The following is a 24151-nucleotide window of genomic DNA, read 5'->3' on the forward strand; positions in this document are numbered from 1 at the left end:
TGTCATTACGCTTCTTGCTCGAGCTCGGCCTGCTCGCGCTGGGCTTGCAGCTGTTTATCGACCGCTTTATGGTGATCCCAGTTGCCCGTCGATCCGGCGCGGCGTTCATCGAGGTTTGTCAGAATATCACGCGGGCCGTACAGAATGACCGTGTCGTCGGCTTGCAGTTGCGTGTGACCGCGGGGAACTCCGATATAGTCGACCCCGGGGCGTTCGATACCCAAGACTAAGACTCCTTCTTCTGAAAGCCGCAGGCCGGACAGGTCGCCTTTGACGAGCCAGTCATCTTCCTGGACGATCATTTCCACCACCATAAAACCGTTGCCCAGGTGCAATAGATTCGAGTAGTCGGCCACTTCCAAATCGGTCCAACGACGCAAGGCCCATTCGACCAGGTTATTCAAACGCTTATCGAGCCACTCGCTTTGAGTGATGAACCATAAGATCCCTAAGCCGATACCCAATGAACCGAAGCGAATCCAGATGCTTACGGGGTGTTCGTCGCCGGTGTTCACAAACGAAAGCATCAGCGAGCTAACGGCCGTCACGATCCCGGCGTTCCCCAGAAGCATCAGCAGCATGATGATCTTTCGTCGCACCGGATGCTGCGTCACTTTGTCCGATTCCGATGTCGTAAAGCCTGCCCCGGTGAATGCGGATCGAGCTTGAAATTGCGCCAACTGGTGCGAGATGCCTGTCAGCACCAAAGCGATGGTCGCAATGCGAACGACCATTAATGAGATCACAATGACCAGAAAGAGTGAGATGATGGGCAGAAACGATGCCATTAAACCGTATTTATCCCCCGAAAACGTTTTGCTTGGAATGTGGACGTTGTGATATCGTAAGTATGCAAATCACGCGCCGATGTTCTGCTGCGTCAATACGCGTACCGCGATACAGAAACCCTAGTTAACCTCTGGCAGCTTCCCTTCTGGCAACCGGAAGTCACTATGTTCGATCCCTTCGAACCATCGTCCTGCTATATCGGAACCACCAGTTTCCTCTCAAGCGAAAATCACCACGATGCAACAACTGGCCCTGTGGACCTTTCGAGGCGACATCCTTCACCCGAATAATATCAGTGCGATCGTGGTCATCGACGACGGCCAGTATTTGGCAATCGCCGGCGACGAAGGCGCGTCGGTTCAAATCCTCCGCCGTCGTGCTCCCGGCGACTACGATGTCGATGGGATCATCGACTTGAAGGACCAACTGGAAGACAAAAAATCGGAAATAGATATCGAAGGATTAGCGTTTAGCGACTTCCGCTTGTACGTGCTGGGGTCTCACTCGAAGAAGCGAGAGAAACTCAATCCAAAACGAACACAGAAGCACAACCGCGATCGTTTGAAACAGCGCGACAAGCAGCCAGACCGGCAAGGATTGTTCGAGATCAAATACCTGGGCAGGGGGAAGTTCTCTGACAAGGTGAAGCCGTGCGACTTGCTGCCCACGCTGAAGGAAAACGATCTGCTCGCTCCTTTCCTGGCGATCCCCAGCAAAGAGAACGGCATCGACCTAGAAGGACTCGCTGCCGAGGGCGACGACCTGCTGGTCGGGTTTCGGGGGCCTGTCTTACGAGAAGGCCTGGTACCTATTCTTAAGCTTGACTTCGACAAACCGGAAAAAGCCGACGTCCTGCTGGTCGATCTCGGCGGACGTGGTATTCGCGACCTGGTGCGAACCAACAGCGACTATCTTATTCTGGCGGGTCCAATGCGGGACGAACCCCTTTCTTACAGGATCTACCAATGGAATGGTAAGGATGCGATCCCAGGCCGTGACTGCGATCAAGCGAACCTTCCACGAAACCTGGGTGAAGTCCCCTTGCCGCATTTTGGTGCCAAGCCGGAAGGGCTCGGACTGGTCGAAGAGACCGAGGCCTACTTCGATGTCGTTCTGGTCTGCGATAGCTCTTCCAATGGTAGCCCGACGGTGCTGCGAATCGCGAAACCCATTCTTGTTTCGCCGTAGCCATGCGCACGAAAAAGCTGCGTTGGGGTGGGAAAGGGTGAGAGACCTTTCCGCTTGGTGTCCCCGCGGCAGCTATTATTTCGGGCGCAAGCGCGTTTGCCAGCGCGATGGTTGACGGTAAGTTACTCTTCGTCGGTTTCCGCTTTGGCCAAACGCCCCGAGAGCTGCTCAGGCTGACTCAACTCGCTCCGCTGTTCTATGGGAAACATATTGCGTTCGAGTACTTCCGGGTCGTAGGTTGTCCACGTTTCACGAACGTTGTCTGCGTAAACCTTGCGATGGACGTTCATGTCACGCCAATGGCAGATGAATTGATCCTGATTCCACGACTTGCGCGGAAGCTGATCGTCGGTCTTAAGCAGCCGCCAGGCGCGGACCTGAAATCTTTGGGATGCACTATCCCATTGGTAGAAAATAAGTTGATTGATTACGAGACGGCCTTGTAGGTCGTACAAGTGATTAATTTCGACGAGGTCGACACGGTCGACCACGTGGGTTTCGATAGGGGAAGCCCCCATCGACGCCATCGTAAGGATGGACGCGACTACGAACGAGGTCATGCTCGTCTCCCTAGTGCCAGTCGTTGGAAATGGAGAGTTCCGCGATCCATCGGCGGAGCTACTGTGCGCAAGGCTGTCGTTCGCATTCCGGAATGCTAAAGCGCTTCTCAGTCGAGAAGTGCTCTTAAAACTCGGTACGCGAAACATGTGCCAAAACACGATGTTGGTTACCGCCAACCGACCGTAACTCTAAAAGCCAATTGACTTTTAAAAAAGCCAAAACAAGCCGAGCGACAGGCCGCTACCCAGGCATATCATTAACAATGCTCAAGTGAGGTGCACGTACCTTTATGGATGCTTATTTCTTCAACATGTTCACGGGGCGCCCATATTATGCGTTTGATTCAATCCCTAACTCGCAACCAACTCACCCTAAACCCCCACAACTCGCAGTAAGATAGATAAACCCAACTGGGGCCAGATCACGCGTATTTGGTAAGAAGTGATCCTAAGCGATACGATAGAAGTGCTTTTCGGAGATCAACTTAGGGGGAATCAAAACCAGATGAGATGGACCGTTCTGCAATGGATTGCCCTAATGTGGATTCTGGCTGTCGTCGTCGGGGCTTTTGGTTCACTCTTCGAACCCCCTTGGGTCTTGGACGGGTTCTGGTTCATTTTGGTGCCCCCTTTTGTAATGGCTTCGCTGCTGGGCATTTGGCTGACGGCAGGCATCGGGCCTGTGTGGCTGCGAATGCTCGGGATGATCGTAGGGCAAAGCTTGCTTGTTTTGATCATGGCGCTGATAAGCTATGAAAGCCCCGTCGACTTTACTCCGGGGCTCGCGGCCACGACCGCTTTCACAGCCCTGGCGATGCTTGGCCTGGGCTGTCTTGGTTCGATGTTACCGATCCACACTACCTGGAAAGTCCGCATCGCCTTGTGGGAAATTGTGGTCAGCGTGGGTTTGATCGGCGTGACGTTCGCCATCATTCGCTTGGTCTCAGAAATCTTCGTGTGGGATTGGCTGGCATGGGCATCCCAGGCAGGCGTTCACTTTCTGGTGTTTTCACTGTTCTCCGGCACGCTCATGACAATCGTTCTGCTGCCGCTCATCGTTCGAGGTCGCCGGCCACGCTCGATTGCGGCGATCCTGTTGCTTGTTGCCGTCGCCCTCATTCCGCTCATCGAAGCACGGACCTTCGAGTTGTTAGACTTAACCGGCGGACATCTCGAACTGTTTTATGCCGCCCACGCCGGCCAAACGGTGATGGCCCTGGCAATCATGATTCCTCTGATCACCATCTTCCCTGGCGTGCTCGTCAAGCATATGCGACCCGAGGTTAAGCCGCTGGATCGAGTCGACGAAAAACCGCATCACCCCCATGGCGAACAAGACTTCGCAGACATGCAATGAACCTACTTCCTAAAGTTGTCGCCCATTGGAAATGGCCCTCGCGGTGGCAGTGGTTGGTCCTAACTTGGTTGGTTGCGTTGAATGCTACACCCTATGTCATTGTGGCATTAACCTCCGGCAGCTTCAGCATTTTGCACTGGGTCATCTGGACGATGCTATCAAGTCCCTTTGCTTTGATCGGCATGTTCAGTTTCCTGAGCGTCGCCGGCGGATGGCCAGTCATGGCCCGGCGACTGACAGGGGTAACCGGGTCGCTGTTGGTCATTGGCTTGCTGATGTTCCTACTCAACGAAGAGGCGGTGGGTGTCAGTGCCTGGTTACTGCTGGAAGCCGTGGTCATTGTTGTCATGACGCTGTTGTCCTGCCGTTTTTTCGGAATCCCGGCACGACCCAACCGCTGGTCGCTGCAGTTCTCGCTGGCCGAGATCATCTTGCTCAGTGGATTGGCCGGTGTGTTTCTCTTCATGCTACGTTTGGCAGACGCAACCGATCTTCAGTTTTGGAAACAGGCGCAAGAGATGATCTTTGTCATCTTCGCGTTTGTCTCCGGCGTTTACCTGGTGCCAATTTGCCTGTCTACCGTGGCCACGTCGCGCCGCGCAGTGACCTGGTGGATTGTCTCCTGCTTGGCGTTATGGGCCGTTGTCCCGCTGATCTTTCTGGCTGCCTTGATGCCATTTGAATCCTGGTCGGGGAACCTCGCTTTGATCCTTGCCGTTCTCTATCCGGTCCTGGGCGTTCAAGCACTGATGGTATGGGGAACGCTTTTCCCCATACGCATCTTCTTTCCAAATGTGTTGTTTGCGAAAGAAGACTCGCCGGCTACTGCTGTTCAAGACAAATCAGATACTCTTGCCGACGCCCCTGCGAGCTATCCGCATAGCGAGCATACAGACGTCCCTGACTAACGATCGGGGTGGCGAAGACCTCGTCTCCCAGCCGGTTTTCTGCGACCAGATCGTAGCTTTGCGGGTTCGCTTTGATCACCCACACGTTTCCTTTCTCGTTGGCGACAAAGATATTCTCGCCACTCAATAGGGGCGACGCACTAACGGGGCCGCCCAGGCGGGTCTTCCATTTCTCTTCGCCGGTCTGGCCATCCCAACAGAAGAAGATCCCTCCGTCGTTGAACGCGTAGAGGTAACCATCGTGAGCGAGCATCGACTGCTCGTAGCATTTCTCGTTGTTGGTCCACAGCACCTGACCCGAGCCGCCTGCTTTCACGGCAATCGTCTGAGGGTCGGGAAATCCACCACTGGCAAAGACCGTGTCCCCTTCCCACACCATCGTGCCACAGGTGGCATTGGTGGTACCTGGGACTGCCCACAACGGCTCGCCTGTTTTTGGATCGTAGGAAGAGACCGCCTTCAACCCACTGATGAGCATCTGATCCTTGCCGCCTATCTTGGCCACAACTGGGGAGCTAAACGAGATTCCACTGCGCGGCTGCTTCCAACGCGACTGGCCATTGCTCTGCGAAAACGCGGCCAACCAACCTTTCTCGAATTCCGACGCCACGATCACCATATCGTCGTACAGCATGGGGGACGGCCCATAGCCGAACTTGTATTGCTGCGGCACGTAGGGGCCAGCGTTGACCTGCCATTGCAGCTTTCCCTGGATATCGAGCGCCACCAACTGCACCGTTTGGTTCTGAATGAAAACGACAAACAGCTGCTTTCCATTGGATGCCACCGTCGACGTCGCGTGCGTGTTCTTGGCATGCAATTCCCCTTGGAAGCCTCCCTGCGTGATCGGTGTTTTCCAGACCGGCTTTCCGGTCATCTTGTCGTAGGCAAACACACCGGTCGTTTGACGGTTTTCGTCGGCGGAAGTCAGAATCACGTAGTCCCCCACGATGATCGGTGACGAGTGACCGCGACCAGGCACCTCGACCTTCCACTTCACGTTCTGCGTATCATTCCACTGCGTCGGAGCGGCTGGGCCGGGGGCGATGTTGTTGGAATCGGGGCCTCGCCATTGCAGCCAATCGCCCGGGGCACCCCGGTTGGTCGCCGGGCGAGCATCCCTTTGGCCTGACTCCCTGTCGTCTGATTTCATGTTGCCGCGTGTCGGTCGATTCTTATTCGATCGCATTTCGCGAAGTCGAGCCCGGACCCAGGTTTGATCGGTCCGGCTGAGCTTGGTCATCGGAACGGTGACCGTTTCGCCATCGGCCTTCAAAAGGGTGACGCTCCCTCCGGAATACTCCTGAAATTCCGCTTCAATGTTGAACTGCCCGGTCGAATCGGTCCAACTCCGTGATTCGGCCCAAGCCAGTGCAGCAAACAATCCTACGGAAACAACAAGCGCAGAAATTGCACGAAACATATAAGAAACCTTGAGAGTAGAGAACGCAGCAAGAGTGAATGCCTGGGCAGGTCACTTTATTGTGCTTGTTTTCTTCGGAGATTTCAACAAAGGACCTCGCTCTTGTCCCCTCTCTCTCGAAGGGTGAGGGATTCTGCAGCAATATCAACTTGTCCCTGCGGGTCTTGGGCTCGCCATGGTTACGCAGACCATGGCGGCCATGTCCTCAACGATTTCAGAAGACCCCCTCACCCTAACCCTCTTTCCGGAGTACCGGGGCGAAGGGACTAGAAGGGAAAGCGCATAAAAAAAATCGCTCCGACCAGGGCGGTCCGAGCGATTGGGTAGGTCGACGGTGGGGTGGGTGGGAAACTGCCCAAGTTCGGAGGGAAAGAGGATAAGCATCCGGAGAAGATTAAGAGGTCGTGTTAATCTTCCCACTCACCAAAGTATTGCATAAGAAAGTCGATGTCGCCGACATAACTTTTGTCAGAACCTGCAGTTGAGTAGGCATTCACAACGTCAAAACCGGCAGCGTAACTCGAGAAATTGTCTCCTTGTAAGGAGGCATAGTTTGACCGAGCGATAAGTTGGTCATCGGCTTGGGTATCGAACAGATACGCCACGTCATGACCCCCGGCAGAAGCGATCGCATTGACACGATCGAACCCTCGCGCTGTGTTGGAGAAGCCTTGTCCAGCCATCGAGCTTTCGACCGTGCGGCTGTAAAACGCATCGTTGCCGACGGTATCGTAAAAGAAGGCTTGATCGTTGCCGCCCTTGGTCGAGATGGCCGACGTACGATCGAAACCTTGGGCCAATACGTAATAGCTCGCACCATACATGGTCGCGTGATTTCCGCGAGCAATGTAAACGTCGTTGCCGGCCGTATCGTGGAAGGTTGCCGTATCGTTGCCGCCGTTCATCGCGATCGCCGAAACACGATCGTAATTGTAAACGGTGTTCGTGTAACCCGAACCGCTCAGGACACTCGACGAACCATAGGCAACGAACGTGTCGTTCCCTTTCGAGTCGTACAAGTACGCCTGATCGTTTCCGCCGGTGCTGTAAACGTTGGTTCGCTCGAAGCCATAAGTTGAAATCGACGAGTTCGACGTCAGCATATAGCTGTCGGTTCCGCGGCCAATGAAGTAATCGTTTCCGCTCGAATCGTATAGCATGGCCGTATCGATACCACCATGAGTGGCCCGGGCCGTAACCGACCTAGCTCCGGTAACTTCGTTCTTATAGCCACTGCTAGACATCGACGACTTGGTCGGGCTGCTCGTGAACGAGTCGTTGGCAATCGTATCGTAGAAAGTCACCGAGTCGTTGCTGCTCGCCGCGCCATAGTTGTACTCGACGTTGTCGGTGCTCCAGGTAAAACCACTTCCCTGGACAGTCATCGTATCAGCCCGGAAAACCCACGTTTCCTTACCGCTGGTTCCATAGAACCGAGCCGAATCGGTGCCGGCTCCGCCATCGAAGGTGATCTTCTTTACTTGTGAAGCATTGAAGCTCGACGACTTCCCGTTCATCGTCACCGTCACGGTGGAACCGGTGTGATTGACCGAGATGCTGTCGTTACCGTCGGTTCCCAGGATGGCCAGGGTCCCGCTCTTCAGCTCAAACGGAGACGACTCGGCAATCTTCAGTATGTAGTCGCCGGTATGCGAACTGGTGGCACCCTTCACGGCAAGATAAACGATGCCTGAGGTGCTGGCCGTCCACACAATTTTGGAACCCGAAGTACTTGAATCCTGCGCCCACTGCGACGCGCCGCTGTTGCCATACAAAGTCAGCTCGGACCCGGCCAACGAACTGTGACTGGTATCGATCACATAGGTGGTTCCGGCGACCGCACTAAAGCGGAAGTAGTCGACGTCGCCCGCATAGTTCAGTTTGCCGGCCTTAGAACTGCCCACCGAAATCAGCGTCGCACCCGAGGCTGTGTTCGCGTAATCGTCCGACTGCACAATCGTGACCGAGGTCGCCACCAGGTTGCTCTTCGCACCTTCGTTGTCGGTGGCTTGAGCAAAGATCAATTGGCTTCCGGCCGAGGTAAACGGATTGCTGATCGTCAAGCTGGCCAGACCACCGCTGATGGTCGAATCACTGCCGAGAACCGAATCGGTCGCGTCCCACTTCCCGTTGCCGTTCGAGTCGCGGTAGAACGTGACCTTCGAGACGCTGCCGTCCGCGTCCGACACGTTCTTGGCCGAAATGGTGATCGCGCCTGTCTCGCCCAGGAACACCGTGCTGGGGTTGGTCGAGACGCTACCAAGTGTCGGGGCTTTGTTCGGTTCAGGTACGGGCTCTGGTTCTGGTTCCGGATCAGGCGTCGGGTCGTTGCTGTTGGGCGACAACAAGTCAAGTGTACCCGCCGCGTTCAACCGCATGCCGGTCGAGACATCTCCGTTGAGCCCCGAAATCAGATCGCCACCACCTAAGATCGCATCTTTCACTTCCGCCGCAGTCGCATCCGGATCGTAGGCGAAAGCCAGTGCGGCGACGCCTGCGACATGCGGAGCCGCCATGCTGGTGCCGGAAAACGAAGCATAGTAGCCGCCGGCGATGGTGCTGTAGATACCCACGCCGGGGGCCGCAATGTCGACGGTGCTTGCTCCGTAATTGCTGAAGCTGGCCAGGTTGTCGTTCTTGTCGGTGGCCGCCACCGAGATCACATTGCTGACGTCGTAGTTGGATGGATAGTGAGGATTCGAGTCGTTGTTCGTACCGTCGTTTCCTGCTGCGGCGACAAACAAAATGTCGGCTTGCTCGCTGGCCTGGATGGCCGCTTCCAGCGAACCACTGAATCCACCACCACCCCAGCTGTTGTTGAGCACCCGAATGTTCACATCGTACTGGGTGCGCATCATGGTGGCGTAGTTGATCGCCCGGACCGCGTCGGAAGTGTATCCGGCACCACTTGCCGAGAGAAACTTCAGCGCCATGATCGACGTATTCCAAGCGACGCCACTCACACCGCGTCCGTTGTTGCCTTGTGCGGCAATCGTTCCGGCGACGTGCGTGCCGTGGTGGTTGTCGTCCATCGGGTCGCCATCGTTGTTCACGAAGTCGTACCCATGCACGTCGTCGATAAAGCCGTTGTTATCGTCGTCGATTCCGTTGCCAGCGATCTCGCCGGGGTTGGTCCAGATGTTTCCGGCCAGGTCAGGGTGTGTATAGTCGACGCCCGTATCAATCACACCGACCACCACGCTGTCGGAACCGGTTGTCTTGTTCCAGGCCTCAGGTGCGTCGATCTGATTCATGCCGTAGGTCGACGAATAGCTGGCGTCGTTGGGCGTGATGTTGAAGACCGAAGCCACGTCCAGTTCGTACCCGCTAATTACATCGAGCGACGAGAACCAGGCACCCACGTCCTGGGCGCTTGCCCCTTCGCTGCGAACCAATAGCTGACCGACCAGCCCCAGTCCGCGGACGACCTCGACGTTGAAACCACTTCCGGCCAGCAGTGAACCAACTTGCGAGACCGACGTAAGAGAACTAGCCACGCCGCTGGAAATCTGCACGATCCAGTCGTTGGTGTTGGGATCTTGGGTCGACTGCTCGATCACGCCGTTGGCATCGGTCGTGTAGCCGCCGCCGTTGCGTTGATAGTCGTCGCCGGCGACGTCCTCGAACCAGATCGAAGAGATCGTATCGCCTGCCATCATGCTGCGCACTTCCAGCGTTTCGATGGCGTTGGCGGTCGAGTGTTTCGAAGACCAGTGCTTGCTGCGGCGCGAGCTGTCGGCCGCACGATTGGTATTCGCACCACCACCGATCAGCCATTGTGCTAGCCCGGAACGTACCTCGGGATTGTCACTATCGAAACTTCCCACCTTCGCTGCTCCTAATGTCACCTCAGAGCTCGATTCCGACCGAGCCGATGGTTTGGATAAGTGCTTGCTGGCCGCTGCTAGCCGTCCCGTTACTTGCCTGGGAGCTCGGTTGCATGCATGTCAGCAGGAACATGGCCGTCGTGCGGTTGAGTGCGCGAAGGCCGAATTAAGCAGTGCGTGACGTGGGTCACCTTGCTGCCGATAGCTGGCTGCCCGGTCACGCTGGGGAGTAGAGAGACTTCCTAGGTAGCGATAGCGAGCATTCCTTGCGTGCTATCAACTTCCTCCGCAAAGTCCTGCGGAAATGTCGGTCGCGCCTTCCCTGGCGTCAAATCGAGCGGGCAGGGATTCTGGAAAAATCTCCAGAATGGCTCAAGTCCAAGTAGCCTGAATCCGACATTTGTGGCGAAAAGAAAACAAACCGTGCGGCTAGCTGCTTCTGTTATGCACCGATGTTGATTTTTTGATTCATGGGGTCCTGTGCGAAGAGGATTTGTTTTACCTCCAATGGAAATGCCCAGGTGCTCGGCCCACGCTCACTTGGGCCTGGCTTGAACTTCTTCCTAAATCACACATTCCAAGCGTATCCAACCTTGAAAACTCGCCCCCAAAAAAAATTTTGCGCAAGCACTAGCAAAAGACTACACCTGGCTGGTATACCTAACTCTTGCACGGGGACTCTCCCCAATGACCATCACCTTCTCGATGGTTTGTTTTTCATAACTTTCCCAGCCATGCCCACGCAGATGTGCGCATGTAGCCCAACACCCTAGCGAGTTTCACCATGTCATCGACCCACGTACAGCCTGAAAAGAACGGAGCGCTCTCTCGCGAGAACGTTCCGCAGGTTGCCGTGCGCGCAGGCAAGGTCTTCCTTTGCTCGGCCTGTGAAACGCTGGTCGAAGTGCCGGCCCAGGTGGTAGGGCGAATGATGGTTGTGACCAATCAATCATCGCAGCAAGAGCCTGTCGGTGAATCGCTTGCCCAGGAGAAACCCCCGCAGAAAGAGTCGCCAAAGACGCGGCCGCCGCAGCCCAAGCGACCGACACAACCTGTGCCGGCCCGAAGTGAGCCTCGGCGAATCGACGGGATCAGGGTCCCTTCAACCGGCGAATTGGAACGCGCGTTCGCGTGGGTTTCGTTTCACCTCAAACTGCTCGGCCTGCAAGGGACCGAAGCCAAACGGCTGAAGAGGCTGCGCAAGCAATACAAACAGCGGCAGCAACCCGCTTCACCACAAAACCAACCCGTGAAAGTACCGTCTTCGCGTCCCCAGAGACCGTCGAAGAAGGTCCCTGCACGAGGACCGATGGGCCTTCGCAAGCCAGCCGAGGAAAGTCATTCCGGCGCGGATGTGAGCGTGCCGACCGGCCAAAATCCGCCCAGTTCACAAGCAGCCAACAGCGTCCCGAAGTTCCTTACTCGTCATGGGTTGCGCCGATCGCGAAAGGCCAAAGATCGCGGACCGCCCTGACCCAGCGGCAGACAGGGCGAACGAAAGCAACAACGGCTTGAATAAGCCTCCGTGGCCGCATTTTCGTAGCTTGAAAGCAGCTACACCACGCAATTTTCACCATTATTACCGATGCAAGTCATTCCAGAAGAACAAGAGCGAGCTAAGTTTCAGCGACACATAACAACCACTTCCTACATTCGAGGCCACGGATTATGGGTAATACCAACCCAACTTCGCGACGTACTTTTGTTCAGAATATCGCCTTGGCGGCAGGTGCCGTCAGTCTTTATCCCACCTCGTCGCTGTTGGCCGCCAACGAATCGGACTCGCGCAGCCCCGACGATATTCTCGCGGAGTTGGTTGCCGGCAATCGTCGTTTTGCCAGTGGCAAGACTCACCTTTCGCCTCGCACGCCAGCCGATTTTGCCCGCGACGCCAAAGGGCAAGCCCCACCGGCGATCATCCTAGGCTGTGCCGATTCACGCGTTCCGCCAGAGATGGTCTTCGATCAACCGATCGGCGGGCTGTTCGTGCTGCGCGTGGCCGGCAACATGGTCGGCTCGGGCCCAATCCTGCTAGGCAGCATCGAATTCGCCGTGGCCGAACTGGGCGCTCGCGCGGTGGTTGTCATGGGCCACAGCTCGTGCGGTGCCTGCAGCGCGGCCATCGACCACATCGATAACAACGATGCCCTCCCTGGCGCCATCGAAGGCATGGTCGATTACATCCGCCCCGTCGTTCGCGAAGTCAAAGGCAAGCCCGGCAACAAGCTGGTCAACGTCACCAAAGCCAACGCCGTCTACAACGCCAAGAAGCTCAGCCAAACCGGCACGATCCTGCCCGAGTTCGTGCAAAGCGGCAAAGTGAAGATGGTCGGAGCGTTCTACAACCTCTCGACCGGCGTCGTCGAGTTCCTCGACAGCTAAACGCCCAATCACCAAAAAGAATCCAGGTGCCACGCCCAAGTTTGTTTGGGCGTATGGGCTTTGCGTAAGTGTGCGCCATCATTGCCAGCCCCAAGGGGGCGACCGTTAATAGCCAGGGGCGGAAGCCCCTGGTACGGTTCTAAAACTCAAAAGCAACCCGCGCCGTAAGCCCTTGCAATAGCAAATCGTTATTCTGCGGGCCGGTGGCGTCGGTGAAGATTTGGCATTGGTTGAGCCAGTCGTTTAGTTCGTAACCAATCGTCCCCGACCATGGCCCGCGGCGGATGTTCATGCCGACCATCGTTTGAAATGCCAGCGAGGCGAAGTCGCGTGAATCGACTTGGATGGTTTGCGAAGTGGTGGTGGTGACGCCGTTGTCGGTTTGCGTGATGTGCGTTTCATCGGGAACGCTCCAGTCGCCCAGCAAGTACGACGCAAAGAAGCCCGCGGTCAGGCTCACCTCGCATTGGGGCGAGCACACCAACGCATACTCGCCATCGATGCCCACCTTCGGGCCGATTCCCCAGAAATTGCTTTCCGCTTTTTCGACAACCTGGCGAGTCGACGTTGTTCCGCCGATCACGTAGTCGGCCTGAAACGAGGTGTTAAACGATTGGCGGATCATGCCGCCACGCAGGCCGATCACGGGACGAATTCGCAGCGCATGGCCCAGGTCGACGTGGCTGCTCCAGTCGAGGTCGATCACGTCGTAGTCGATCGACGCTTCGATCTGCCCGGTGTCGAAGTAAAGCTTCGGCGTGGGGGGCTGCGATTCCTTACCACCGAGAAACGCGGCCGTCAGATGCCCGCTCGTGGTCTCTTCGGTTTGGGTATGAAAATGGGTCCACTGCAAGTTCGTATTCCACTGACCATCAAGCGCCATCCCCAGGCGAAAGCCGGGGGCGAAGTCGTACACCGTCGACTCGTAGTTGACGTATTGGCTGGCCGGATTGCGGTTGGTGTCGAGCACCCAGTCGACCGGTTCGGTGGCCTTCCAGTACAAGAACTCGCCGAAGAACTCGGCCCCTTGCACCGGAGCCGCCCAGCCCAGGCAACACATTAGTAAGAGACAGCAATACCGCATACACCACCCTGGAACGTCAAATCGCCATGCATTGGCAATTGCTGGAAAGTAAGCAGCCGCTGCTGATTGGCCCACCACTGCATCTCGTAACCCAGCCGGCCAACGACCTTCATACGGCAAGGCAAACTCCACTCGGCTCCGAAGAAGGAACGCAACATCACCGTCCCCAGTTTAGAATCGTTCAAGCTCGTCGAGAACGCTTCGTACGACGACCCAGCAGCGCCCCCATCGGTTCGCTGGAAGTTGTCCTCAACATTCCACGCTCCATACAGCAATGCTCCCGAGAAATCGCCGATCAGGCAGCAATGCCCCTGCCCGGGTGCCCAACGCACGCCCAGCCCAACGCTGGGACCAAAACCGAAGAACTCGTGGTCTACGTTTTCCACCGCCGTGACTCCCAGGAAGTCCGACCAGTGAGAACGAATATCTTGATCGATGACGGCCGCCTTGAGGCCGAACGTCGGTCGGATGAGGCATGTCTCAGACACTTCGATATCGTGTCCGAAGTCGAGATCGAAGGTTGTGTACTTGATCGACCAATCGACCGACGCGGCGGTGAAGTCGAACGAGTCACCACTTACGAAACCGCTGAAGAACTCGGGGATTACCAGGTTCAAGCCGTCGTCGATGGCCGCATCTTGCGAGGTCGAAAAGTGCGTGACCGTGAACCGCACGTCCCACAACCACTGCGGCGGCTCAATCTGCAGGCCAGCGCGAAGGCCTGCGTTCCAGCCGAACTCGATGTTGGTCGCCTCGAACTCCCGAGCGGTCAGCGGAACTTCGCTCGCCCAAACCGACGAAGTTTCAGCCGATGCATGCCACACGATCGCCTCGGCGAACGGCGTAATTCCCTCGGCGGCAGCCGAAGCCCCGCTGGCAAGAAGGAAGAACAGACATACGAGCGTACGAATCATCAACGATTTTCTAAGGAGGAACTAAAAACTAAAACCGACCTCGAGCACGCCGCCTTGCAGCGACATGAGATTGTTCAAACGACCCATGTTGTAGGAATAAAACTGCATCTGATTCAACCAAACCTGGGCCTCGTATCCCAACCGCACACGCGTCGTCACCCGCTCGCCTGGCTGCTCCCACTGAGCACCCAGCGCCAGCCGCAACATGGTCGCCGCGCCGTGGATGGGATCGGAATTGATCTCGATGTTCGAGGGAGTTGGAATGGTCGTCGAAGTCGGCCCGTCAGTTCGGTAGACTTCGCTGAAATTCCAGTTGCCGTACATCAAAGCTGCCGACGGCGTGACATAGGCCTGCAGCGAATGTGTGGGCGTCATTGATAGAGGAATGAGCGCGTTGACGCCGATCGATGGCCCGATTCCCCAGAAGTCTTGCGTGAGTGTTTCGGCGGCCGAGTTGAACTGGTAATCGTGCGAAGACGAATCGATCGGGCTGTACCAGCGTGAGTCGATATCTTGCCGAATGATTGCCGATTTCACGCCCACAAACGGACGCAAAGTCAGCGCGGGGCTGATCATGAACGTGCGATGGATTTCGAGATCGATGGTGTGAAACTGAACGTTCCAGTCGAGATCGGCGCTCCGATATTTGGGGCCGAAGCTGCTGCCGTCGGGATTGTCGGCGAAGAAGTTTCCGAGAAAGGCCGAATAGACTTCGCCGGCCGCGTGGTTGGTGGCCTGGGTGCTAAAATAGGTGTAGCTCAATCGAACGCCGCTGCCTTGCTCGGGCCAGGCTCGTTCCACGCCTGCACGAATGCCGGCGTTCCATCCGAAGGGAGCATCCACCAGCTGGGCCGTCCCGGCCAAACTGCCGGTCCCCTTGGGTGTAATCACTTGGGCCCAGTTCTCGGCGCTGCCTTCGGTGAGCTTAAGCGTCAGCAACTCGGCAAACGGTGTAAGTGTTGCTCGCGGGGCGGACGAAGCATCGAGCCAGTCGGCTTCCACGAAGACCTGCTGGCTGGCATCCATCATCACCGTGTCGAGCGTTTCGACAGGGTAAGCATGGTCTACTTCCGCCAGCCCGACCGAAGCGAAGGTCATTCCGCACAGCAAAAACATCGGCGGAAAGACGCGAACAAACGATCGACAAGAAAACGCCTGCCTGAGACATCGGATGTACTCAAACAGATTGTCGAACCGGTTGTGCATCGTTGACAAACACTAGCAGGCAAGTTGATTCACGCCAGAAGTGCGAGCAATGCTGGCATCCCTCTTTAAGAGGCAACCAAAGAATCCCGCCCGCTACACTTCGCTTAACCGTTAAAGTCGGCCAAGGCGACAGCGTTCCTGCAGCATGATTTACCGATTAGCCAGGAAAGGCCTCGTAAATCAACATGAGATTTGCATTGCGGGGCAAGAGGGATTGCTAGCGTTTGAGTTCGGTCCTCGTTTGCGAAGACTTGAGTGGGGCATGGTGGGGAATCGACGAGTGGGATGGCATTAGGATGCTTTCTCGTTGAGACTAAGGGCATGCCCATCGTTGCGGGGCAACAAGAAACGCGGAACAATAAATTGCACTGGAGCCGGCGGCCGGGCTAGTTTCACACGGAGAGTCATCACCACCGGCCCAGTGATGCTGGTCGTTCTGCCGCCGACGAGTCGAATGAATACGCTGAAAGTTGACAATGGAAACGACGAATACGATCTAATGTTCTCCGATCGCGACTTTGCGATTTTGGGTGGCCCCAGCATGCTCATGCCGGAAGGTGGTCGATTCATTAACGCGCTGGGCGTTTTCGAGAACACTAGCGTCGCGCAGAATATGAGGATTCCAGCAGGATCGCATGTGCGTCGCCGCAGAGGCAATCTTCTATTGCATGCGCGAGCCGCGCTGAATTACCTCGAACGCGATGCTGACCTTTTGGCTTACGATTACAGTTTTCGCCTAAGCAAGGGTGAAGATCGCCACAAACTAAAGGGGCATCTCGGGGATTTTAAGATTCGTGGTCTGTTCGGAGGCGTCGATGGGCAACCACGTGGATTCTGCACACTAACGCTTTCGGAACTGTCGCCGAATGGTCTCGGGCGCGACGTTGAACTGATTGACCTTCGAAAGCGTGACGAAATGGAAACTGACGACTGTGGGCTTTTAAAGATTTATCGCACCGAAGCTGAATTCGGCTGGCTCTCGCCTATTCGTGGCATGATAGATTTCCTGGAAGCATCGGACGCGGATGAAATCGTGATTTACCATTCCTAGATTGGTAAAATTGAATGGCAGATCTCGGCAGAACAAAGGAATGAACGCCATGCCGCCGACCCCGCGTTTACAAATGAAGCAGCAACCCGGTTTTGCCAAGCGTTCAATGAAACAAAGAAATATAGTCCATAATTAGTTGCAATACATATGCCTAAGAAGCAAGTCATTTTTTTACGTGTAAGTGCATTCATCTTGTCGGTGTATGCAGTTATTTTTTTGATCAACCCGCAACTTCTGGGGCGGCTTGTTGGATTCACTCATCACAGTCCTAACACTCTCGTTGAGGTGACCGCGTTTTATGGAGGTCTTGAGTTAGGTTTAGCTGTATTCTTGGTATGGGCATCGAATGCATACGATCGCATAAACATGGGGTTGAAGATGCTCTTCATTGTGTTTCTGGCAGCTGGCCTTGCGAGGCTATTGGGAATCATCCGGTTTGGATTTGAAGATCCGTCTCAGCCGATCGTAACGGGGCTTGAGATCGGTTGGGCATTCATAGCGAACTGGTTGACTATCAAAATGATCGACCAAGAGCATGCAGCCGAAGCGTCAACGCCGCGCTGAATTCCATTGATTCTAAAAATGGTAAGTCAGTTGAGTATCGAAGTGTCGGTGCCACGCGACGAACGTTTGATGTTCTCCCAAATACAGCTCCAATGAGAACTACGCAACTCATCGTCTTGACGCTTGCCGTGCTCAGAACGCAACGCCTCGATCGTTAATCGTGCCGACCCGCATGCGATGTGTTCGTTTAAAGGCTTGGTCGTGGTGTTTCAGAAGACGGCTCCGATGTTTCGCTGCGAGCCGTACGTCCACGGGCTGTCACTGGTTAGGTTGCATTCAGCTGAACCTAATGGGTCATTTGATAGAGGAAACTTGCTTTCCCCATCCAGACCAGATAGCCAGTGGCTACGACGTTTATGGTGACCATGATCCAAAATACGGAGAGGAATTGTTGCTTGCTCGATTTGTGCCTTAACAGGCGTTGGGCTGCCAGGCCGCCGGGCCAGCCACCGACGAGCGCCAGCCAATGCAACGTCGATTCGGCCGTACGCCATTTACCTAGCTGGGCCGAACCTTTGTCCCAGGCGTAGACGAAAAACGTTGCCACGCTCATCACCCCGTAAGCACCCACCACGAGCCAAGGTATTCGGTTGAAGTAGGCCGAAGCGATCAAGAAGCACACGAACAGCCAAGCAAAATTCACCGGCCTTAATCTGTTCTGAAGCCGACCTGTCGATCGCTTGGGTGGTTTAGGCTCATCGGTGAAACGCACTCTCTCGGCCTGTGACTTACCGTTTTTACCTTTGCCGATTTCAAAGTAAACGACATCCCCATCTGCCGGCCGCCGCGAGGTCCCCGAGAACGATGTGATGTGCACAAAGACGGAACCTTCATCTCCATTGCAGGAGATAAAGCCAAAGCCCCGTTCATCATCCCAACGAGTAATTTTTCCCTGCGTTCGCATACAACGACTTTTCAATTGCGGGCTATCTTGTCCATTAAATGACCATTGTATTACCAACTGAACGCAAGTTTGTCAGCATCAACCAACCGCAATGCCATGAAAAGTGTGGCACAGGCAGAACGCCATTACAGCACTGAGAAGCTGTCTGAGAAGTCCTATTTAGCCAGCCTTCTGACCATCACCCGGATCATGGCCAGTTGCAACCACTTGGTGGTTGCGACGTTTTAAGCTGAATCGCAAGCTGTGCGGCATCTCTCCCTTAAAGCAGGCCAGTCGATTTTTTCCGGGTGTTTGCAATCATAAAGAGAATCGGCCAATACATACCAGATGGCTGCCTCAAGATCCTGGTCCCTTTCTGCATATTGCTCCTGCGATGCAAATGCCTTTGTAATCTCCGGACACACCCAGAACCATGGCTCTTCATGAAATACGAAACTGTCTTTGGCCGTGAGCAGTGGTAGACCACGAGAATTTAGCCATTCGTGTATATGCGAATCAGGCCATAGAAGCACATGCCGTAGCATTAGGATCCATGTATCTTTATAGTATGTCTGATCGTCATTAAGTGGATTCATGGCATAGAGCTACGCAATTTGGGGCACAAAGAGATCGACTGCTGAAAGAAAAACCGTGGATCGCAATTCGCGAATCTCACCTGCCTCAGACTTATATTGGTTACTAAGATCTAGGTCGGCAACCCAAACGACGGGCGGCACTGTTAACGAATGCTTTTCAGGCATGCCACTGCCGCCCTCGGCAGTGTGAAGGGGCAAGTCGGATTGAGCAGTCTTCAAGGCAATCTGTCGAAGAGTGTGTACTTGTTACATTGGATCGAGCCTATCAAGCATTCGCACTGCTAAGGGCAGCAGTGGCACACCTTGAGATGGCGAGCAGCTTGGCCGTGCCGCCGTGGCGAGTTTTATCTCTTTGCCTTATCTTCTTTCAGATACTGCGAAAGTTCCTCACTAAGAAACTGAATATCCGCCGCACTGAGTTTGGAGATAGCTACCTCTACTGTTTCCCCGTCTTTCTTTCGAAGCACGACGTGAGTTGTTGACTTTTCAACAAGCTTCGCCTCAACACTGAATTTGCCTGATGAATCCCGCCAAGTACGAAAAACAATCGCATTTGCTTTTGACTGCTCCTTAGCACTTAAATAGTGCGAATAACTGATCGTTTCTTTCAGTTCGCCGAGCATCTGACGCGTGTAGTCCGTTTCGCTGTTACGCAAGTATTTCATCCCCAGCATCAATAAATCACCTGGTGCTGTTCGTACGATAAATGGGATTGGATGTTGTCCTGTCGGGGTTGTGTCACGAAGATCTTCGACGCTTTTGAGCCATTTGTGATACGGTCCGCCTGTTCCAAACCCAAATTCCCTGAATTTGGGTTTGTCCTTGAATTCCAGCAATTCCTCTAGAAGCACACAAACGTTTTTCTTAATCGCTGCAGTGGCCGCGATTACACTGTCTCTCCGTGAAGCCTGAGCGACATCTGGTTCTTCTCCGATAAAGAATTCCGTTTGCTGCGAGACGGTTATTCCGAAACGCCCTTTGTCTACGAGCGGACCTGTTAGTTTTTCTCCTTTGCCACCGATAATACTCTTGACATCAGCAGTTTGAACAGCCGGTATGGGCATTGTTACCTGCGCGATATATCGCCCGTCCTTGAGTCCGTCCTCTGGCCCGAATGTTTCAGAAATTAATTTGCCATCGCTCGAAACAAAACCGCTTGATTGACCCAAAAAGCCATTCTCCATCTTTTCGTTGACGCTCAACATCAACTTGGTTCCAGGCGGCAAATTAGTTGCTACATTCAGTTGGACCCGATTGTCCGATTGCTTCACAACGGCAAGCGATATTGCCACATCTTTATCCATCGCAAACACATTGAGCGTTGGAATCAGCAACAAGATCAACGTAAGGATGGTAACAAAACGAGTCATAGGGGATTCTCCCATTTCAAATTGTTATGCACGACTGTCCTTTCACTTCAATGATGGCCGAACTTGTGTAGGACAATTCAAAATTCGTTATCGCTTCAAAAGCGTAATAACAGGGAAGTCGGCTGGCAGGGTCACTACCCTGCCTACGAAACCCAAGTGGTTTATTCATACAACAAAAAAAACGGCACCCAGGTAACCCAGGTGCCGTTTGATTATCAACCTCAATCAACCGCGAAGCAAATCAAACTTCCTTCGCGTCGATCCAGCTCATCAGGCGGCGGAGGCGTTTGCCGACTTCTTCGACCTGGTGGGTCCGTTCGCGGCGGCGGATGGCTTTGAAGCGAGCAGCGCCGGCTTTGTTTTCCAGGATCCAGTTGCGGGCAAACGTGCCGTCTTGGATCTCGGTCAGGACCTTCTTCATCTCGACCTTGGTTTCAGGCGTGATGATGCGTGGGCCGGTAGAGTAGTCGCCGAATTCGGCCGTGTTGCTCACGCTGTAACGCATGTAGTTCAGGCCGCCTTCGTAGAACAGGTCGACGATCAGCTTCACTTCGTGCATGCACTCGAAGTAAGCCATTTCTTCCTGGTAGCCTGCTTCGACCAGGGTTTCGAAGCCGGCCTTGATCAGTTCGCTGAGGCCACCGCACAGCACGACTTGTTCGCCGAACAGGTCGGTTTCGGTTTCTTCGGCGAAGGTCGTTTCGATCACGCCACCGCGGGTGGCACCGATGCCTTTGGCATAGGCCAAACCGATTTGACGCGTTTCGTCGGAAGCACCTTCTTCCAAAGCGATCAGGCCTGGGACGCCGCCGCCCTTTTCGTATTCGCTACGAACCAGATGGCCTGGACCCTTAGGGGCAACCAGCAGCGCGTCGACACCTTCTGGCGGAGCAACCTGGTTGAAGTGGATGTTGAACCCGTGCGAGCACATCAGGACGTTACCTGGCTGCAGATTCGGCTTGACGCAGCTGGCGTAGACGTCGGCTTGTACTTCGTCAGGCAGCAGCATGTTGACGATGTCGGCCTTCTTGGTCGCGTCGGCGGCGCTCATGGGCTCGAAGCCGTGCGACTTGGCCAGGTCGTAGTTGGCACTACCGGGACGCTGGCCAATGATGACGGTGCAACCGCTGTCTCGCAGGTTCTGAGCTTGGGCATGTCCCTGGGAACCATAACCCAGGATAGCAATTGTCTTGCCCTTCAAAACGGACAGGTCAGCATCGTTGTCGTAATAGATTTTGGCGGTCATAGGTTTGTTACTAGTTTCTAAACGGATGGGTAAATGGACGGTTTGAACTGCTAGGGGGAAGAGTTTTCGGTGTTCAGTTTTCAGTGCTCAGTCGGAAAGAGAAAACGAAATAGGAACCGCCGCTCCTGTTTCTCTTCTTACTGAAAACTGAAAACTGAACACCTCCAACTGCCGCGAGGTTTATGCCTCGACGGCGTGCGGATCGTTGACTTGTTCTTCCAACGATGTTCCGCTGCGAACCATGGCGATTCGTCCCGTCCTCACCAGCTCGCAGATTCCGTAGGGTCGCATCAGGTCGATGAATGCGACGATCTTGTTTTCGGTACCAGAGATCTCGATGATCATTTCGTGCCGGCTTACGTCGACGACGCGGCCGCGGAAGATGTCGACCAGCTCGTTGATTTCCGAGCGGGTACCGCCTGGTTCGGCGCTCACCTTGATCAACATAAGATCGCGTTCGACGAAGTCTTGCGAGCTGACATCCAGCACGCGTACGACGGTGACGATCTTTTCCAACTGCTTGCGTACTTGCTCTAGGACATGATCATCGCCGACGACGACAAACGTCATCCGCGAAAGATGTGGATCCTCGGTCTCCCCTACCGCGAGCGAATCGATATTGTATCCGCGAGAGGCGAGCATCCCGGAAATGTGGGCGAGTACCCCGGGTACATTCTGTACCACCGCCGAGAGCACGTGACGCATTGTTTTCTCCCAGTACCGTAAATTGAAACCCGCATGATAGTTGGCCCCCCTTGCACCGACAAGAGGCAGGCCTTTTCCGCCGATTAACGCGAAACAAACAACCCTTGACCCCACCCTAACGCGGGCAGAAATTGCTGAAGCAGATGAGGCCGACCGATCTCGTTAAGACACCGCAAGTTACGACAAGTTCAGGCCCCTCGGCTGAGGTTTTGCCGGAGGCGATCTGGGGTGCCCTGGGCATGTCTTTGTAAGCAGCTTTTAGTGTGTGCTACTGCCGCCCTCGGCAGTGTGAAGCGGCACGTCGGATTGAAGATATTCTGCCGAAGAGCATGTGCCTGCTGCGTTGGATCGAGCCTATCAAGCATTCGCACTGCTGAGGGCAGCAGTGGCACATGGAAATGTCATTCGCTGTCAGTGTCACCCGTCGTTGTTATCTGGTTCCAACCGCATTTCGTGTCCTCACCTCAGATCGTACTTACTCTTTGATGAGGTCGAAATCGAAGGTGTTGCTCGTGCCTTTCACGTCTACCCGCAAGATGGAGTCTTTGTTGTACATGGCGGGGACCACGGGTTTGCGGACCTGTCTTTCCTTCTCGACATCTTTCCGAGCGGCAATTCGCACAACGTAAGAGCCCTGGATGGCACCTGACTTGTCGCTGGTAAATCTCAGTACGTACTTCCCGTTACTATCGGTCGTGCCCATCGAGGGATTCTTCCTAGCCTCTTGCGGGTAGAAGCTGACGATGGCGTCCGGTAGCGGTTCCCCGTTCATCGTCACCACTCCTGAAACGGGGAAGAGGCCGGGCCCGTCGTTTTGCCAACAACCGGTCAAACCAAGACTGACTACACCAACGAACAACCAACGGACACGTGAAAAATAGGTGATCATAGCAATTCCGAAAAAACAATCGACAATGAAGCATTAACCACTGCGAATCATCGAGCGTACGATGTTCGGTAACAGAATTGAGGCACGGGCCGTTCGTGATTCAACGTCGAACCTAATGACAACGGTCGTTCAACCTGTCAGGCGATTTGCCTAACAGGTTGAATGAACGTGGCTTGCAGCGGAACGATTCTAGGGAAGCGTGACGGTCCGTAGGTCGTCTCGGCACGCGAGACGATCCACGACCCCTGCCCAGACATAGTCGACACTCGTCGGATCATCGGTTTCATCGCCGATGGAAACGGATGTCGTTTCCGAGAGGAAGTGAACCGATCCGTCACAAAACAGGAATTGCGCGCCGCCCGGGTGTTCGCTCGAGCAGGCATTGCTATAGGTGCCGTTGATCTTTTGATCGCGACCGGACTGCGTGTAGCCAACCGCGGTCGTCGTGTAGTGGCGATTCAAGGTTCCCGGGTTTTTAGTTCCCCTGTCGGTAACGGACGCCCAAACCGATGCTTTATGATTGCGGTACCCTCGCTCGCAGATCAACATGGTATTGCTGGTTCCGTCCACCACCGACGCCATGTTATGGCTGCTTCCCCAGTAAAGCATCCCATTGCCGCCAGTCGTTTTATCTACCGCAATCGAATTGGTGGGGTCACTGAGGCTTCCTAGAACGGCTACATAATTGGAAGACGCGAGGAGCATCGCGTACGAACGGTCGCATTTATCATTGTAGTCTGGCACCGTATCAGAAGGGCAGCGATATACCGACAAGATGGTTCGCGCCAGTTCTAAGGTGTCCGTGTCATCGACATCAAACGGGCCCCATTCGCCGTTGGTGCCGCCACTAACGACCTTGAGCTGATCGTAGAGCGTCCCTTGCTCCAAATAAGGGAGAATCAAGGTGCCCCAGCTCCACGACTTGTGATAGATGATCCCCGGCGGGAATTCGCGAAACGTATCGTGATGATTGTGAAGGGCCAGCCCCATTTGCTTTAAGTTGTTCTGACAGTGCATCCTCCGAGCGGCCTCTCGGGCTTGTTGCACCGCCGGCAAAAGCAAGGCAATCAGAACGCCGATAATTGCGATAACGACCAAGAGCTCCACCAGGGTGAAGCCACCCCGGGCGCTTAGAGAAGATTCCTTCATGACACATCCATTTTAAAAACAGTAATAAAGAGAGAAAGCGATCTAAATGTGCATAGTGGG

General features: G+C 54.8%; 20 protein-coding genes. 7 read left to right on the top strand and 13 right to left on the bottom strand.

Annotated features, from left to right (window positions below):
- Positions 1-5: 5 nt before the first annotated feature.
- Complete coding sequence (locus HOV93_RS02825; RefSeq protein ID WP_207394910.1) at positions 6-788, bottom strand: TrkA C-terminal domain-containing protein; 783 nt, start codon at positions 786-788, stop codon at positions 6-8.
- Between the two features lie 238 nt (positions 789-1026).
- Between HOV93_RS02825 and HOV93_RS02830 the strand changes: the two genes are divergently transcribed.
- On the top strand, positions 1027-1977 hold the full coding sequence (locus tag HOV93_RS02830) for a DUF3616 domain-containing protein (protein WP_207394911.1): 951 nt from the start codon (positions 1027-1029) through the stop codon (positions 1975-1977).
- A 122-nt stretch (positions 1978-2099) separates the two neighbouring features.
- On the opposite strand, the gene HOV93_RS02835 is transcribed toward HOV93_RS02830, so the two are convergent.
- Positions 2100-2537 (bottom strand): hypothetical protein, encoded by a 438-nt coding sequence (locus HOV93_RS02835; RefSeq protein WP_207394912.1) that lies wholly within the window; start codon positions 2535-2537, stop codon positions 2100-2102.
- 505 nt (positions 2538-3042) lie between these two features.
- Here HOV93_RS02835 and HOV93_RS02840 point away from each other — a divergent pair.
- Entirely contained in the window at positions 3043-3894 is an 852-nt protein-coding gene (locus tag HOV93_RS02840) for a hypothetical protein (RefSeq protein ID WP_207394913.1), read from the top strand.
- Positions 3891-4802, top strand: coding sequence for a hypothetical protein (locus HOV93_RS02845; protein WP_207394914.1), 912 nt, complete (start codon positions 3891-3893; stop codon positions 4800-4802). Before HOV93_RS02840 ends, HOV93_RS02845 begins: the two co-directional genes overlap by 4 nt.
- Here the strand turns inward: HOV93_RS02845 and HOV93_RS02850 are convergent.
- Positions 4717-6225 (bottom strand): outer membrane protein assembly factor BamB family protein, encoded by a 1509-nt coding sequence (locus tag HOV93_RS02850; RefSeq protein WP_207394915.1) that lies wholly within the window; start codon positions 6223-6225, stop codon positions 4717-4719. The genes HOV93_RS02845 and HOV93_RS02850 overlap by 86 nt on opposite strands.
- Before the next feature lie 407 nt (positions 6226-6632).
- Positions 6633-10052: a S8 family peptidase gene (locus HOV93_RS02855; protein WP_207394916.1), complete on the bottom strand. Its 3420-nt coding sequence runs from the start codon at positions 10050-10052 to the stop codon at positions 6633-6635.
- 784 nt (positions 10053-10836) lie between these two features.
- On the opposite strand from HOV93_RS02855, the gene HOV93_RS02860 reads away from it, so the two are divergent.
- On the top strand, positions 10837-11526 hold the full coding sequence (locus HOV93_RS02860; protein WP_207394917.1) for a hypothetical protein: 690 nt from the start codon (positions 10837-10839) through the stop codon (positions 11524-11526).
- 194 nt (positions 11527-11720) lie between these two features.
- Entirely contained in the window at positions 11721-12434 is a 714-nt protein-coding gene (locus HOV93_RS02865; protein ID WP_207394918.1) for a carbonic anhydrase, read from the top strand.
- Positions 12435-12573: 139 nt separating this feature from the next.
- Here the strand turns inward: HOV93_RS02865 and HOV93_RS02870 are convergent, their stop codons facing one another.
- Genes HOV93_RS02870 through HOV93_RS02880 form a run of 3 tightly spaced genes read right to left on the bottom strand, consistent with a single transcriptional unit; the run spans position 12574 to position 15548 of the window.
- The gene (locus HOV93_RS02870; protein WP_207394919.1) at positions 12574-13518 is read right to left on the bottom strand and encodes an Lpg1974 family pore-forming outer membrane protein; all 945 of its coding nucleotides are present in this window, start codon (positions 13516-13518) and stop codon (positions 12574-12576) included.
- Positions 13494-14432, bottom strand: coding sequence for an Lpg1974 family pore-forming outer membrane protein (locus HOV93_RS02875; RefSeq protein ID WP_207394920.1), 939 nt, complete (start codon positions 14430-14432; stop codon positions 13494-13496). The genes HOV93_RS02870 and HOV93_RS02875 overlap by 25 nt, the downstream gene beginning before the upstream one ends.
- A 21-nt stretch (positions 14433-14453) precedes the next feature.
- Positions 14454-15548, bottom strand: coding sequence for an Lpg1974 family pore-forming outer membrane protein (locus HOV93_RS02880; protein ID WP_207394921.1), 1095 nt, complete (start codon positions 15546-15548; stop codon positions 14454-14456).
- Between the two features lie 544 nt (positions 15549-16092).
- Between HOV93_RS02880 and HOV93_RS02885 the strand changes: the two genes are divergently transcribed.
- Positions 16093-16689 (top strand): hypothetical protein, encoded by a 597-nt coding sequence (locus HOV93_RS02885; protein WP_207394922.1) that lies wholly within the window; start codon positions 16093-16095, stop codon positions 16687-16689.
- A gap of 147 nt (positions 16690-16836) precedes the next feature.
- A complete protein-coding gene (locus HOV93_RS02890; protein WP_207394923.1) occupies positions 16837-17253 on the top strand; it encodes a DUF4345 family protein in 417 nt (138 codons plus the stop codon).
- A 286-nt stretch (positions 17254-17539) separates the two neighbouring features.
- Here the strand turns inward: HOV93_RS02890 and HOV93_RS02895 are convergent, their stop codons facing one another.
- The 6 genes from HOV93_RS02895 to HOV93_RS02920 form a co-directional block, all read right to left on the bottom strand.
- Positions 17540-18172 carry a DUF1294 domain-containing protein gene (locus HOV93_RS02895; RefSeq protein ID WP_207394924.1) on the bottom strand — a complete coding sequence of 211 codons (633 nt, stop codon included), beginning with the start codon at positions 18170-18172 and terminating at the stop codon, positions 17540-17542.
- Between the two features lie 904 nt (positions 18173-19076).
- Positions 19077-20102: an SHD1 domain-containing protein gene (locus tag HOV93_RS02900; protein WP_207394925.1), complete on the bottom strand. Its 1026-nt coding sequence runs from the start codon at positions 20100-20102 to the stop codon at positions 19077-19079.
- Between the two features lie 241 nt (positions 20103-20343).
- On the bottom strand, positions 20344-21348 hold the full coding sequence (ilvC, locus tag HOV93_RS02905) for a ketol-acid reductoisomerase (RefSeq protein ID WP_207394926.1): 1005 nt from the start codon (positions 21346-21348) through the stop codon (positions 20344-20346).
- Positions 21349-21528: 180 nt separating this feature from the next.
- Positions 21529-22053, bottom strand: a complete 525-nt coding sequence (gene ilvN / locus HOV93_RS02910) for an acetolactate synthase small subunit (protein ID WP_207394927.1) — start codon at positions 22051-22053, stop codon at positions 21529-21531.
- A 475-nt stretch (positions 22054-22528) separates the two neighbouring features.
- Entirely contained in the window at positions 22529-22825 is a 297-nt protein-coding gene (locus HOV93_RS02915; protein WP_207394928.1) for an Ig-like domain-containing protein, read from the bottom strand.
- A 306-nt stretch (positions 22826-23131) separates the two neighbouring features.
- A complete protein-coding gene (locus tag HOV93_RS02920) occupies positions 23132-24091 on the bottom strand; it encodes a DUF1559 domain-containing protein (RefSeq protein ID WP_207394929.1) in 960 nt (319 codons plus the stop codon).
- Positions 24092-24151: the final 60 nt, after the last annotated feature.

Origin of the sequence: Bremerella alba (assembly GCF_013618625.1) — a bacterium.
GTDB classification, from domain to species: Bacteria; Planctomycetota; Planctomycetia; order Pirellulales; family Pirellulaceae; genus Bremerella; species Bremerella alba.

What these genes read in the sequence shown, in the direction of transcription:
- HOV93_RS02825 (WP_207394910.1), bottom strand. Translation starts at nt 788, where the DNA reads ATGGCATCGTTTCTGCCCATCATCTCACTCTTTCTGGTCATTGTGATC.
- HOV93_RS02830 (WP_207394911.1), top strand. Translation starts at nt 1,027, where the DNA reads ATGCAACAACTGGCCCTGTGGACCTTTCGAGGCGACATCCTTCACCCG.
- HOV93_RS02835 (WP_207394912.1), bottom strand. Translation starts at nt 2,537, where the DNA reads ATGACCTCGTTCGTAGTCGCGTCCATCCTTACGATGGCGTCGATGGGG.
- HOV93_RS02840 (WP_207394913.1), top strand. Translation starts at nt 3,043, where the DNA reads ATGAGATGGACCGTTCTGCAATGGATTGCCCTAATGTGGATTCTGGCT.
- HOV93_RS02845 (WP_207394914.1), top strand. Translation starts at nt 3,891, where the DNA reads ATGAACCTACTTCCTAAAGTTGTCGCCCATTGGAAATGGCCCTCGCGG.
- HOV93_RS02850 (WP_207394915.1), bottom strand. Translation starts at nt 6,225, where the DNA reads ATGTTTCGTGCAATTTCTGCGCTTGTTGTTTCCGTAGGATTGTTTGCT.
- HOV93_RS02860 (WP_207394917.1), top strand. Translation starts at nt 10,837, where the DNA reads ATGTCATCGACCCACGTACAGCCTGAAAAGAACGGAGCGCTCTCTCGC.
- HOV93_RS02865 (WP_207394918.1), top strand. Translation starts at nt 11,721, where the DNA reads ATGGGTAATACCAACCCAACTTCGCGACGTACTTTTGTTCAGAATATC.
- HOV93_RS02870 (WP_207394919.1), bottom strand. Translation starts at nt 13,518, where the DNA reads ATGCGGTATTGCTGTCTCTTACTAATGTGTTGCCTGGGCTGGGCGGCT.
- HOV93_RS02875 (WP_207394920.1), bottom strand. Translation starts at nt 14,432, where the DNA reads ATGATTCGTACGCTCGTATGTCTGTTCTTCCTTCTTGCCAGCGGGGCT.
- HOV93_RS02880 (WP_207394921.1), bottom strand. Translation starts at nt 15,548, where the DNA reads ATGTTTTTGCTGTGCGGAATGACCTTCGCTTCGGTCGGGCTGGCGGAA.
- HOV93_RS02885 (WP_207394922.1), top strand. Translation starts at nt 16,093, where the DNA reads ATGAATACGCTGAAAGTTGACAATGGAAACGACGAATACGATCTAATG.
- HOV93_RS02890 (WP_207394923.1), top strand. Translation starts at nt 16,837, where the DNA reads ATGCCTAAGAAGCAAGTCATTTTTTTACGTGTAAGTGCATTCATCTTG.
- HOV93_RS02900 (WP_207394925.1), bottom strand. Translation starts at nt 20,102, where the DNA reads ATGACTCGTTTTGTTACCATCCTTACGTTGATCTTGTTGCTGATTCCA.
- ilvC (WP_207394926.1), bottom strand. Translation starts at nt 21,348, where the DNA reads ATGACCGCCAAAATCTATTACGACAACGATGCTGACCTGTCCGTTTTG.
- ilvN (WP_207394927.1), bottom strand. Translation starts at nt 22,053, where the DNA reads ATGCGTCACGTGCTCTCGGCGGTGGTACAGAATGTACCCGGGGTACTC.
- HOV93_RS02915 (WP_207394928.1), bottom strand. Translation starts at nt 22,825, where the DNA reads ATGAACGGGGAACCGCTACCGGACGCCATCGTCAGCTTCTACCCGCAA.
- HOV93_RS02920 (WP_207394929.1), bottom strand. Translation starts at nt 24,091, where the DNA reads ATGAAGGAATCTTCTCTAAGCGCCCGGGGTGGCTTCACCCTGGTGGAG.